This is a genomic window from Amycolatopsis sp. NPDC049252 (genome assembly GCF_043197175.1).
GTDB lineage: Bacteria > Actinomycetota > Actinomycetes > Mycobacteriales > Pseudonocardiaceae > Amycolatopsis.
Genome location: NZ_JBICSQ010000049.1, coordinates 27,667 through 40,092, shown reverse-complemented (window position 1 = coordinate 40,092; position 12,426 = coordinate 27,667). Strand labels below are relative to the sequence as shown.

Annotated in this window: 12 protein-coding genes; 8 read left to right on the top strand and 4 right to left on the bottom strand. The window is 71.3% G+C overall.

Annotated elements, in window-relative coordinates; genetic code table 11:
- Positions 1-178 precede the first annotated feature (178 nt).
- Positions 179-697 (bottom strand): DUF899 family protein, encoded by a 519-nt coding sequence (locus ACGFMK_RS34030; protein ID WP_392772071.1) that lies wholly within the window; start codon positions 695-697, stop codon positions 179-181.
- Positions 698-851: 154 nt separating this feature from the next.
- Between ACGFMK_RS34030 and ACGFMK_RS34025 the strand changes: the two genes are divergently transcribed.
- Positions 852-1,472, top strand: a complete 621-nt coding sequence (locus ACGFMK_RS34025; protein ID WP_392772069.1) for an L-threonylcarbamoyladenylate synthase — start codon at positions 852-854, stop codon at positions 1,470-1,472.
- A gap of 6 nt (positions 1,473-1,478) precedes the next feature.
- On the opposite strand, the gene ACGFMK_RS34020 is transcribed toward ACGFMK_RS34025, so the two are convergent.
- A complete protein-coding gene (locus ACGFMK_RS34020) occupies positions 1,479-2,141 on the bottom strand; it encodes a maleylpyruvate isomerase family mycothiol-dependent enzyme (RefSeq protein ID WP_392772066.1) in 663 nt (220 codons plus the stop codon).
- 135 nt (positions 2,142-2,276) lie between these two features.
- On the opposite strand from ACGFMK_RS34020, the gene ACGFMK_RS34015 reads away from it, so the two are divergent.
- Both ACGFMK_RS34015 and ACGFMK_RS34010 read left to right on the top strand, forming a co-directional pair.
- The gene (locus ACGFMK_RS34015) at positions 2,277-2,660 is read left to right on the top strand and encodes a YciI family protein (protein ID WP_392772113.1); all 384 of its coding nucleotides are present in this window, start codon (positions 2,277-2,279) and stop codon (positions 2,658-2,660) included.
- A gap of 1 nt (position 2,661) precedes the next feature.
- Positions 2,662-3,930 carry an RNA polymerase sigma factor gene (locus ACGFMK_RS34010; RefSeq protein WP_392772064.1) on the top strand — a complete coding sequence of 423 codons (1,269 nt, stop codon included), beginning with the start codon at positions 2,662-2,664 and terminating at the stop codon, positions 3,928-3,930.
- Between the two features lie 405 nt (positions 3,931-4,335).
- Here the strand turns inward: ACGFMK_RS34010 and ACGFMK_RS34005 are convergent, their stop codons facing one another.
- Positions 4,336-5,034: a winged helix-turn-helix transcriptional regulator gene (locus tag ACGFMK_RS34005; protein ID WP_392772062.1), complete on the bottom strand. Its 699-nt coding sequence runs from the start codon at positions 5,032-5,034 to the stop codon at positions 4,336-4,338.
- Between the two features lie 69 nt (positions 5,035-5,103).
- A complete protein-coding gene (locus ACGFMK_RS34000; protein ID WP_392772060.1) occupies positions 5,104-5,910 on the bottom strand; it encodes a BTAD domain-containing putative transcriptional regulator in 807 nt (268 codons plus the stop codon).
- Positions 5,911-6,398: 488 nt separating this feature from the next.
- Here ACGFMK_RS34000 and ACGFMK_RS33995 point away from each other — a divergent pair, with 488 nt between their 5' ends.
- From ACGFMK_RS33995 to ACGFMK_RS33975, 5 genes are all read left to right on the top strand, one after another.
- Positions 6,399-7,304, top strand: a complete 906-nt coding sequence (locus ACGFMK_RS33995; RefSeq protein ID WP_392772057.1) for a helix-turn-helix transcriptional regulator — start codon at positions 6,399-6,401, stop codon at positions 7,302-7,304.
- Between the two features lie 28 nt (positions 7,305-7,332).
- Positions 7,333-8,331 (top strand): DUF1702 family protein, encoded by a 999-nt coding sequence (locus ACGFMK_RS33990; protein WP_392772054.1) that lies wholly within the window; start codon positions 7,333-7,335, stop codon positions 8,329-8,331.
- A 114-nt stretch (positions 8,332-8,445) separates the two neighbouring features.
- Positions 8,446-9,429 (top strand): DUF1702 family protein, encoded by a 984-nt coding sequence (locus ACGFMK_RS33985; protein ID WP_392772051.1) that lies wholly within the window; start codon positions 8,446-8,448, stop codon positions 9,427-9,429.
- Positions 9,426-11,399, top strand: a complete 1,974-nt coding sequence (locus ACGFMK_RS33980; RefSeq protein ID WP_392772048.1) for a CRTAC1 family protein — start codon at positions 9,426-9,428, stop codon at positions 11,397-11,399. Before ACGFMK_RS33985 ends, ACGFMK_RS33980 begins: the two co-directional genes overlap by 4 nt.
- Positions 11,400-11,403: 4 nt before the next feature.
- A complete protein-coding gene (locus ACGFMK_RS33975; protein ID WP_392772046.1) occupies positions 11,404-12,411 on the top strand; it encodes an enediyne biosynthesis protein in 1,008 nt (335 codons plus the stop codon).
- Positions 12,412-12,426: the final 15 nt, after the last annotated feature.

Genomic DNA, 12,426 nt, shown 5'->3' with positions numbered 1-12,426 from the left:
CGCTGCGACCGGGGACATCGGGAACCCTCCGGCTGTGTGGTGCGGCCAGCCATTCCGGGACCGCACAGGGCGCAGTGCTGTCCGTCCGCGAACCATCCTAGCCCACTCGCGGCCGGGTCCCCGGTAACCGGAATCGGTCTGGACCATTCCTCGCAACCCGTCGCCGTCGTGTCCGGTGCTACTGCTCGGCGCGCCGGGCGAACGGAACCGGCCCCGGGACGGCGAGCAGCCCGAGGAAGTCCAGTTGCGGCACGGCGATCGAACCGATGTGGCGCACCGAGTCCCGCTCGCGGCGGAAGAAGCTCAGCCCGGCGCAGTCGTCGTCCCACGGGCCGGTGCGCTCGGCCGACGGGATCCGGTGGGTCGCCGCGAAGTCCTCGGCGAAGCCGGCGCTCACCACGGAGTACGCCGGCAGGTTCCGGCCGAAGTGACGCCGGTACTGCTCCAGCTTGGGGTACGGGGCGTGGGAGACCAGCACGAGCCGCAGGTCCTCCTCGGCGAGCGCGGCCGCGACCTCCGCCGTCGGCACCAGGTCCTGCGGGCCGCTGAAGTCCGGCATCGGGTGGTACACGGCCAGCCGCGCGCGGTCGCCGAACAGGTCCGCGAGCAGGACCCGGCCGTCCGGCCCCTCGAACTGGTACTTCCACAACGTGACGGCGGGAGTCCGCTGGGACTCCGGCAGGGTCAGTTCTGTCACGGCGAGTCCTCCCGGCTGTGGCCTTCGACCAGCTCGACGCCGATTGTGCGCCGGCCGGGCCGGCGCTGTCCCCCACCTAGCGGGGACACGGCACGCAGGGAGACGCGCGGGCCCGCCGTGCCGTGCACGGGCCGTGACCTTAGGCTCACCGGCCATGGCACGCTATTTCGACCTGCACCCGGACAACCCGCAGAAACGGGCGCTCGGCCAGGTCGTGGACATCCTCCGCGCCGACGGGCTGATCGCCTACCCGACCGACTCGTGCTTCGCGCTCGGGTGCCGGCCGGGCAACCGCGAAGGGCTCGACCGGATCCGCTCCATCCGCAAGCTGGACCACCGCCACCAGTTCACCCTGGTGTGCCAGAACTTCGCCCAGCTCGGCCAGTTCGTCATCATCGACAACTCGGTGTTCCGCGCGATCAAGGCCGCGACGCCCGGCAGTTACACGTTCATCCTGCCGGCCACCAAGGAGGTGCCGCGGCGGATGATGCACGAGAAGAAGAAGACGGTGGGCGTGCGCATCCCCGACCACCACGTCACCCAGGAGCTGCTCGCCGCGCTCGGCGAGCCGCTGCTGTCGAGCACGCTGCTGCTGCCTGGCTCGGACGAGCCGATGACGCAGGGCTGGGAGATCAAGGAAGAGCTCGACCACCAGCTCGAGGCGGTGCTCGACTCGGGCGACTGCGGCGTGGAGCCGACCACGGTCGTCGACTTCTCCTCCGGTGAACCGGAGATCGTGCGCTACGGCGCCGGGGACCCCACGCCCTTCGAGTAGGGCCGGTCAGCTCTCCAGCAGGTGCAGCCATTCCACGGGGTGCTCGCCGACGAACGTCAGCGCGAGGTCTTCGGCGCGGCGGCGGCCGGTCACGAGCAGGCAGAAGTCCTCGGCGGAGCCGGCGACGCGGCCGTCGGCGTCCTCCGGACCGAACGTCCACGCGGTCCCGGACGGCGCCCGCAGCTCGAACCGGAAGGGCCCCGGCGGGGTCCGCCGGTGCCGCCGGTAGGCGCGGTCCCTGGTCCGGACGCCGTAGTAGGCGACGTGCCCGATGGCGTCGTCGCGCCGCGGGCGGACCCCGAGCGCGTCCGCGATGTCCTGGCCGCCGGCGAACAGCTCGGTCAGCGCGGCCGCGGCGAGCACCGACGGGCGCAGCGGCCCGTCGCTCCACGGCAGGGCCGGCTCCGGCGGGGCCGCGGCGAGCAGGGCGTTGGCCTTCCGCTGCTCGATCAGCCAGGACACGATCGCCTCGTCGAGCGAGTCGTAGGAGACCTGCGGGGTGACGCCGAACGAGCCGGGGTCCTCGGCGCTGAGCCGGACCAGGCGCGCGGTCGAGGTCAGCCGGGCGAAGTGGCCGGTGAGGTCGGGGCCGGGGCCGTACCCGTGCCGCTCGGCCAGCTTGACCAGCCCCTCGGTCTCGGCCTGCAGGTCCGTGAACACGTCGGCCATCGGTGCCACCCTCCCGTTTCGAGGTACCGGCTGCAGGCCCAGGCTGGCACGCGGGCCCGCGGCCGCTCCACTCCGCGCGTGCGACGCTATGTTCGTGGCGACGACCAGGTGGCGGTGGGCGAAGGGAGCCCGGAGTTGAAGTACCTGCTGGCGATGTACCTGAACCCCGACGTGATGGCCGGCCTGTCCGAACCGGAGATGGACGGCATCATGACCGGGCACCAGGAGTTCATCCGCACCATCCGGGAGTCCGGCGAGATGATCGGCACCCAGGCCCTCGCCCCGGTCGCCGACAGCAGCGTCGTGCGGGTGCGCGGGGGCCTGCCGGCGATCACCGACGGCCCGTTCCTGGAGTCGAAGGAGTTCCTGGCCGGCTACTACCTCGTGGACGTCGAGAACAAGGAGCGCGCCCTCGAACTGGCGGCGATGATCCCGGACGCCGCGATCGACGGACTCGCCGTCGAGGTCCGCGAAATCGTCTTCTTCGCCGACGCCGAGTCCTCGATCCCCGGTTCGTGAGGTGACCGCGCCCGCTCCGGTCGCCGAGGTCCTGCGCCCGCTGGTGCCGCAGGTGCTGGGCGTGCTGGTCCGCCGGTACGGCCAGTTCGACGCGTGCGAGGACGCCGTCCAGGAGGCCCTGCTCGCGGCGAGCGAGCAGTGGCCGGCCGAGGGCGTGCCGGACAACCCGCGCGCCTGGCTGGTCACGGTCGCGACCCGGCGGCTGACCGACCTCTGGCGCAGCGAGAGCGCCCGGCGGCGGCGTGAGGAGTCGGTCGCCGTGCGCGAGCCGGTGACCGCGGCGGTCGTCCCCGGCCCCGGCGAGGACCGGCCCGCCGACTCCGACGACACGCTGTCCCTGCTGTTCCTGTGCTGCCACCCCGCGGTGTCGCCGCCTTCGCAGGTCGCGCTGACGCTGCGCGCGGTCGGCGGCCTGACCACGGCGCAGATCGCGAGCGCGTTCCTGGTGCCCGAGACGACGATGACCCGGCGCATCACCCGGGCGAAGGAGAGCATCGCCGCCGCTGGGTCGACGTTCAGCGAGCCCTCGCCGTCGGACTTCCCGGAGCGGCTGCGCGTGGTTCTTCAGGTGCTGTACCTGATCTTCAACGAGGGGTACACGGCGACGTCGGGGGAGAACCTCGTGCGCGCCGAGCTGGCCACGGAGGCGATCCGGCTGACCCGCGCCGTGCACGCGCTGCTCCCGGACGAGGGCGAGGTGGCGGGCCTGCTCGCGCTGCTGCTGCTGACCGACGCGCGGCGGGCGGCGCGCACCGGCCCCGGCGGTGAGCTCGTCGCGCTGCCGGAGCAGGACCGCGGCCGGTGGGACGCGGCGATGATCGCCGAGGGCACCGGGCTCGTCCGGGCGACGCTGGGGCGCGGCCCGGTCGGCCCGTACCAGGTGCAGGCCGCGATCGCGGCGCTGCACGACGAGGCGCCCGGCACGGACGAGACCGACTGGCCGCAGATCGTCGAGCTCTACGGCGTGCTGGGCGAGCTCATGCCGAGCCCGGTGGTGACGATGAACCTGGCCGTCGCCGTCGCGCAGGTGGCGGGCCCCGCCGCCGGCCTGGACGTGCTGGACCGCGTCGACGGCAAGCTCGACCTGGCCCGGCGCGTCGACGCCGTGCGCGCCCACCTGCTCGAACGCGCCGGCCGCCCGGCCGACGCGCGCGAGCACTACCTGCGCGCGGCCGCACGGACCGAGAGCGGCCCGGAACGCCGTTACCTGCAGGACCGGGCGGACCGGCTCGCCCCGGGCCGGCTCGATGCGGACCGGCCGACGGCCTGACCGGTGCACTTCGCCGGACGCCGATGCCGGTCCGGCCGGACTCGTCGGACCTGCCGGGCGACGATGCCGCCCGGCTCCGCTGTGCTGATCGGCTCCGCCGGATTCAGCGGGCCGCCGACAGGTTGACCGCTCGGCCGGGTTCTGCGGACGCCGATGCTGCCGGCTCCGCCGTGCTGACCGGCTGACCGGCTGGCCGGGTTCAGCGGGTGCCGATGCCGGCGGCCCGACCGTGCCGACCGGGGTTCAGTGGTCCGGCAACAGGTTGACCGCTCGGCCGGATTCAGCGGGCGACGATGCCGCCGGCTTCGCCGTGCTGACCGGCTTCGCCGGATGCAGCGGACCACGATGCCGGCAGTCGACCGGGTTCTGTGAGCCGCCCGACGGGATTGAGCGGCTCGGCCGGGTTCAGCGGACCACGATGCCGGTGGCCGGTTCCGGTGCTGCGCCTACGTGGAACAGCTGGGCGAACAGCTCCAGGTCCGTGACGTCGCCGTCGATGGCGAGCTTGCCCGAGCGGACCGCGTCGGCCGCGGTGAGCCGGCCGCTCATCACGTCCAGCAGCGCCGACCCGTGCGCGGCCTTGATCACCAGCTCGGCGCCGGGGAAGCGGCCCTCGCCGACCTTGACCACGCCGTCCTCGACGAGGGCGTGCACGATCATCCGGTCGTCGTAGCGGATCTCGAAGGTGACCTGCACGCCTTCGGCGCGCTCGGCGCGGAAGGTCGAGTACAGCGACAGGATGGCCGAGTCGAGGATGACCACGTCGTCGGCGGCCGGGGTCTGGAGCGAGCGGGCGCCCCACAGGCCGAGGTCCAGCAGGATCTGGTCGAGCTCGCTGCCGTACTGGGTCAGCTCGTAGACGAGACCGGCGTCGAGCTCGGCGCGGACACGGCGGCGGATCACCCCGGTGGCCTCCAGCTCGTTGAGCCGGGCGGACAGGATGGACGGCGGGATCTTCGGCAGGCCGGTCTGCAGTTCGTCGTAGCGCTTCGCGCCGAGGACCAGGTCCCGGATGATCAGCAGCGACCAGCGCTCGCCGACGATCTCGAGGGCGCGGGCGACGCCGCAGTACTGGCCGTAGGCGCGGGTGTGCGGAGTGGGCATCGAACTTCCTCACTTCTCTTCGGGGCGGTACGACGGGCTCCGGCGGCTGCCGGGGAAGCGGTGGGCGGCTCAGCGGTGGTCGCCCTCGGAGATCAGCTCGCGGTGCAGCAGCTGCAGGTCGTCACACGGTTCGACACCCAGCTCGCCGGCCAGCCGCGAGCGGAGCCTGCGGTAGACGGCCATCGCGTCGGACCGGCGGCCGCTGCGGCCGAGCGCGCGCATCAGCTGCCCGTGCAGGGCTTCGTCGAGCGGGCTGCCGGTAGTCAGCGAGCGCAGCTCGCCGATCAGCTCGCGGTGCCGCCCGCTGACGATCTCCGCCTCGATGCGCATGTGCAGCACACTGCGCCGCTGTTCGAGCAGCTCGGTCCGGTAGGCGGACAGCACCGGTCCACAGTGGACGTTCGCGAACGGCGGGCCGGTCCAGACGTCGAGCGCGTCCCGGTAGGCGTCGGCCGCCCCGGCGTGGTCGCCGGCTTCCTGCCGCTCCTGCCCGGCCTGCTGCAGCCGGACGAAGCGGTGGGTGTCCACTTGGGACGGATCGATGTTGAAGGTGTAACCGGTGTGCTTGGTCGCCAGCATCGCCTCGCCGTCGGCCGCGAGCCCGTTCTGGTCGATGCAGCGGCGCAGGTGGTAGACGTAGGTGTGCAACGTCGTGCGCACCGTCCGCGGCGGGTGATCCGACCAGAGCTCCCGGATCAGCGTGTCGATGTGTACCATCTTGCCCGGCCGCATCACGAGCACGGCCAGCAGGGACAGGATCTTCGGCGCGCTGGGCGCGTAGTCGACGCCTTGGCGCAACACCTCCAGCGGCCCGAGCACGGTGAAGTGGACGGTGCCGCGGTCCGGCTCGTCGGTTCGCTGCAGTTCGGAGTACATGGCAGGCCTCCACCATCGTCAGTGCGTCCTCGCGCTCCCCAGGTCGTGCCGCGCGGGTCGGTGGACGGCCGAACTCCGGGCTTCTGTCCGAATGTGACAGAGCGCCGCCCCGGCGGCCAGTGAACCGCCCACCAGAGTCGACATGCGTTCACCCCGGCCCCACGTGCGTTTCGCAGGTCCCGGACGTGCGCGACGCATCCTCGGCCATCTGGTCGAACCGCCGATCCGCGAGCTCGCGGGGTCCCTGGATCGGCCCAGACGCTCGTCACGCGGGACCGCCGTCGATCAGCTCCGCGGGCGTCCGGCACACCGCACCCGGGCGTTCCGCACGGACGGCCCGGGTGGATCACCCGCTCCCGGCCGGGCGTCCCGCGAACGACGGCGAACGATCACGGGAACCCTCGATCGCTCGTCAATCGATCTGCGACACCTGACGTCTTCCCTGGCAACGAGGAGAACAGCCACCAGGGGAATTCGAGGTTGGACTGATGATGTTGCACTCTGTTGCGTCTGTCGGACACGACAGCGAGTTCGACGATCCGCCCCGGCGCCCGGCCCTCGAGCGCGTGGAGAAGTCGGTCCGGCCCGCGGTGCTGCAGGCGATCTCGTCGATCAGGGAACGGTACTTCGAGCCGATCACGCTGGCCGACCTCGCGTCCGAGGTGTTCGTCAGCCGCTTCCACTTCTCGCGGATGTTCGCCGACGCCACCGGCGTCACGCCCGGCCGCTTCCTCGCCGCGGTGCGCCTGTTCGAGGCGAAGCGGCTGCTGCTGACCACCTCGCTGAACGTCTCCGACATCGTGTGCAGCGTCGGCTACAGCAGTGTCGGCACGTTCACCAGCCGGTTCTCGAACGCGGTCGGGCTGACGCCGACGCAGTACCGGGAGCCGCAGGTCGCCGAGCTGCTCGTGGCGATTTCGCCGACCCTGCAACGGCTCCCGCCGCTGCGGGCGCTGCGTGCGGCCGGCCACAGCTGCGCGTCCCTGCAGCCGGGCACCGGCACGCTGGCCATCGACCTCGGCCTGCCGCGCGGCTCCGCGCCGGCGGACACCCTGGTCGGGCTCTTCGCCGACCCGGTGCCCCAGTGCGGTCCGGTCGCGTTCAGCGGCATGGCCGAGATGAACTCCGGCGAGCTGGTCATCCCCGGCGCGCCCGCCGGGCGGTGGACCGCGATCGCGGTCGCGCAGCACCGGCCGGGCAACGCCGAGCCGCGGTTCTCGATCGGCTACTCGACCGTGCAGGTGGCGCCGACCGGCCGGTCCGCCACCCGGATGGAACTGCGCGCGCCGGCCCCGACCGACGCGCCGATCGCGATCACCCTGGCGTCGAAGCAGTCGCCGTACACCCAGCGCATGCTCGCCTCCCAGCGGCCGCACCTGCGCTCCGCCGCCTGATCCCGACGAGCAGAAGGATCACACGACGATGTCCACCTTGATCGGTGTCCTCCGTAAGCGTTTTCTCGCTCCTTCGATCGCCTCGGTCGGCTTCGCCGAACGCGGCTTCCCCGTGACGCACACCGACGCGACGGCCCGGCTGGAGGCGGTGCCGCAGGCGGTGGTGTGCGGGTTCGAATGGGCCATCGAAGGCGCGTCCCTCTGGGAGATCGAGCGGCGGCTCGCGCTCGTCGAGCCCGAGCAGCGCGGGTTCGCCTACGAAGGCGCGACGATGGGCTACACCATCCTCGACGCCATGCCCGGCGGCGGCCGCGACCGCACCCGCGCGCTGCTCGAAGGGCCGGCGCGGCCGCACATCTTCCTGACCTACATCGGGATCGGCTTCGCGATGGCGCGGTTGCCGCGTCCACTGTGGAAGAACATCCTGCCCGAGCTGACCGAAGAGCCCTACCACCCGGTGATGAGCTGGCTCGCCGTCGACGGCTACGGCTTCGACCGCGCCTACTTCGACACGGAGAAGTGGGTGGGGGAGCAGGCCGAGCCGGTGCCCTACCCGTGGGCGGGGCGCCCGGAGTACTTCCCCCGGGCGTTCGACCAGGGGGTCGGGCGGGCGTTGTGGTTCATGCACGGCGGGAAACCGGACGCCGTGGCCGCCGCGGTCGGCCGGTTCGCCGAGCACCGGCGGGCGGACCTGTGGAGCGGGGTCGGCCTCGCGTCGACGTTCGCCGGCGGTGCGGACCAGCGCGGGCTCGCGCAGCTGCGCCGGGCTTCCGGGGACTACTACGACCAGCTCGCGCTGGGTGTCGTGTTCGCCGTGAAGGGCCGGACGTACTCGGGCCACGTGCCCGCGCACACCCACCTCGCCGCCGGGGTCCTCACCGACCTTTCGGTGCAGGGGCTGCAGGCCGTCTCCGACCGGACCGAGGCCGCGGAAAGCGACGACGACGGCCCCCAGCCGCAGTACGAGCTCTGGCGCGAGCGCATCCGGTCGGAGTTCCGGCCGGACGCGCGCCGCGCAGCGGGCTGACGTGCGGATACGGCCCGCGGGCGGCGGCAAACGTGGAGTAGACCGCCCGGTACGAAATCTGTGACCGTGGAACGAGCACCGTACGAAACCACCACCCTCGAAGGGGGAAGTGCGTTGGGCGACAGTTGGCGCGCGTTGAGGCGCCGGATCCTCACACCGGACGTCTCCGAGACGTCGCTGGACAAACGTGGTTTCCACAAGAAGAGCCCGCAGGCTCAGGAATTGCTGGAGACGGTCGGGCAGCAGTTCCTGCTCGGCTACGCGCACGCCGTGGAAGCCCGGAACCCCGCCCAGTGCGAGGAATGGCTCAGCCGCATCCCGGTCCAGTTCCGCGGATTCGCCTACGAGGGCGCGGGAATGGGCTACGCGATGCTCGACGGCCTGCCCTTCGGCGGCCGCAAGCACGTCGACGACTTCCTCGCTAACCCCGGTGGGGCGCTGCAGAACTACATCGTCCTGGTCGGCGTCGGCTGGGCGATGGCGCGGCTGCCGCGGTTCGCCTGGCCGAAGGCGGAGCGGTTCGACCCGCTGCTGCGCTGGCTGGTGCTCGACGGCTACGGCTTCCACCAGGCGTACTTCAAGACCGAGAAGTACGTCCGGCAGCAGTACCAGGAGCGCGACTTCCCCTGGCCCGCCAAGGAATACAGCGGTTACGCGCTGCGGGCCATGGACCAGGGCATCGGCCGCGCGCTGTGGTTCATCTGCGGCACCGACGTCGACCTGGTGACGAAGACCGTCGCCGAGTTCGACCCGGCGCGCCACGGCGACCTGTACGCCGGGATCGGCCTCGCCTCGACCTACGCGTGCGGGGTCGACGAGGCCGAGCTGACCGAACTCGCCCGGCGCGCGGGTGAGCACCGCGGGCAGCTCGCCCAGGGCAGTGCCTTCGCGGCCGACGCCCGGGTGCGGGCGGGCCTGCTGATCCCCGAGACGGAGGTCGCCACGCGGGCGATCTGCGGGCTGCCGGCCGAGCGCGCGGCGGCGATCACCCAGGAGGTGCGCCCGGCGGAGATCGTCGACGGCGAGCTCCCGGCGTTCGAAACCTGGCGGCAGCGGATCGCCGGCGAAGTGCTGACCCGTGGAGGAGTGAACCAATGACCGCGACCTTGCGCTGGCTGCGCCGGCAGCTGGCGGGCATCGTGGCGATCGTGCTGGTGCTGACGATGTTCTTCGTCGCTCGCCTGCCGAACGTCTCGGCCGCCGAGCAGGACCAGCTGGCGGGCAAGTTCCATTTCACCCCGATGACGATCGCGCTGCCGGCGGCGGCGAAGTCGCAGAACGTGCGGACGCTGAACAAGCAGTACGAGCACATCTCGGCCTGGATGTCCTCCACCGGCGCCGCCATCGCGATGAACGACCTCGACGGTGACGGCCTGGCCAACGACATCTGCCTGGTCGACCCGCGCAGCGACCAGGTCGTCGTGACCCCGACGCCGGGCAAGGGCCAGGACCGCTACGCCCCGTTCGCCCTCGACCCGGCCCCGCTGCCGACGTGGGACTACATGGCCCCGATGGGCTGTGTACCCGGCGACTTCAACGAGGACGGCCGGATGGACGTCCTGGTCTACTACTGGGGCCGCACCCCGGTCGTGTTCCTGCAGAAGGCCGGCGCCACCAAGCTGGCCCCCGCGGCCTTCCAGCCGACCGAGATGGTGCCCGGCAACCTGCGTGGTCCCGACGGGAAGTACAACGGCCCGCTGTGGAACACCAACGCGGCCACCATCGGCGACTTCGACGGCGACGGGCACGTGGACGTCTTCATCGGGAACTACTTCCCGGACAGCAAGGTCCTCGACCCGAACGCCGACGGCGGCATCACGATGAACCAGTCGATGTCGCACGCGAAGAACGGCGGCGGCAAGTTCATCTACCGCTGGACCGGTGCCACCGCGGGCGCGAAACCGTCGGTGTCCTTCGTGGACGCCTCCACGGGGATCCCGGAGGCCGCCCGCAGCGGCTGGTCGCTGGGCGCGAGCGCCACGGACATCGACTCCGACGGCCTGCCGGAGCTCTACATCGCCAACGACTTCGGGCACGACCACCTGCTCTACAACAAGTCCAAGCCGGGCGCCATCGAGTTCGGCGAGGTCACCGGGGTCCGCGGGATCACCGACCCGAAGTCGAAGGTGCTCGGCAACGACTCCTTCAAGGGCATGGGCGTCGACTTCGGCGACTTCAACCACGACGGCCTCTACGACATCTTCGTCAGCAACATCACGACGTCGTGGGGTGTCGAGGAGTCGAACCTCCAGTTCGTCAACACCGCCAAGGACCTCACCGACCTGAAGCAGCAGCTGCAGCAGGGCGTGGCCCCGTTCCACGACGAGAGCGGCGACACCCGCACGGCGTGGTCCGGCTGGGGCTGGGACCCGAAGATCGAGGACTTCAACAACAGCGGTGACGTCCAGATCGCCCAGGCGACCGGCTTCATCAAGGGCCAGGTCAACCGCTGGCCGCAGCTGCAGGAGCTGGCGGTGGCCAACGACGGCATGACGTCGAACCCGTTCTGGTGGCCCAACGCCCGGCCCGGGGACGACCTCGCCGGTGACCAGACGCTGCACTTCTTCGTGAAGCGCTCGGACGGCACCTACGTCGACCTCGCGCCGAAGCTCGGCCTGGCCGTCCCGGTGCCCACCCGTGGCATCGGCGTCGGTGACGCCGACGGTGACGGCCTGCCCGAGTTCGCGGTCGCACGGCAGTGGGAGCAGCCGGTCTTCTACCACAACGACAGCCCGAAGACCGGGAAGTTCCTGCAGCTGAAGCTGAGCACCGACGCCCCCGTGGCACCGGGCCCGCTGCCCTCGGCCGGCTCGCCGGCCATCGGCGCCGAGGCCACCGTCACCACGGCGGACGGCAAGAAGTACGTCGGCCGCGTCGACGGCAGCAGCGGCCACGCCGGCCGCCGCAGCTTCGACGTGCAGATCGGGCTGGGCGAGAACGTCACCGGCCCGCTGAACGTGCACCTGCAGTGGCGGGACCGCACCGGGCAGCTGCGCACGCAGGACCTGAAGCTAGCGCCGGGCTGCCACATGTACCAGCTCGGGACCCAGGCGAAGGAAGAGATGTGACGTCATGGTGACGCCCATAACGACCAAAGTGGACACTGCACCGCCGAAGCGGACCAACAAGGTCATCACGGCCCTGCGCCGCTTCGCCATCTCGATCACGATCTTCAACATCCTCGGCTACACCGTGCTCGGGTTCGAGCAGCCGTGGCTGTACCCGTTCGTCGCGCTGGCGACCGCGTACACCACGGAGATCGGCCTGGAGATCCTCAACGCCCGGGTCACCGGCCGGGACGTCCGGTTCCGCGGCAACGGGTTCCGGGGCCTGGTGGAGTTCCTGTTCCCGGCGCACATCACCGCGCTGGCGCTGAACATGCTGACCTACGTCAACGACCACATCTGGGCGATGATCTTCGGTGTCGTCGTCGCGGTCGGGGCCAAGTGGGTGCTGCAGGCGCCGGTGTTCGGCCGGATGCGCCACTACATGAACCCGTCGAACTTCGGGATCACCGTGATGCTGCTGGTGTTCCCGTGGGTCAACATGACTCCGCCGTACCACTTCTCGGAGAAGGTCGACACCTGGATCGGCTGGCTGATCGTGGCGATCATCCTGATCTCGGGCACGGTGCTCAACTCGCTGCTGACCGGCCGGATGTGGCTGATCGGGGGGTGGCTGTCGTTCTTCGTCGTCCAGGCGGTGCTCCGCGGGGTGCTGTTCGGCACGGCCATCCCCGGGGCGCTGGCCATGGGGACCGGGATCGCGTTCGTGCTCTACACGAACTACATGGTGACCGACCCGGGCACCTCGCCGTCGAAGCCGGTTTCGCAGTTCGCCTTCGGCGCGGGGATCGCGATGATGTACGGGTTCTTCACCGCCGCGCACATCGCCTACGGGCTGTTCTTCGCCACCGCTTCGGTGTGCCTGATCCGCGGGATGTTCCTGTGGGGCCTGCACTTCTCGAACAAGGCGCGGATCAAGTTCGAGGCCGAGCAGGCGGCGAAGGCCGAGCTGGACGAGAAGCCGGCCGCGCCGGTGATCGCCGCGGCGGGCGAGGAGAAGCCGCTCGCGGCGTGACCCGCACGGGCAGTA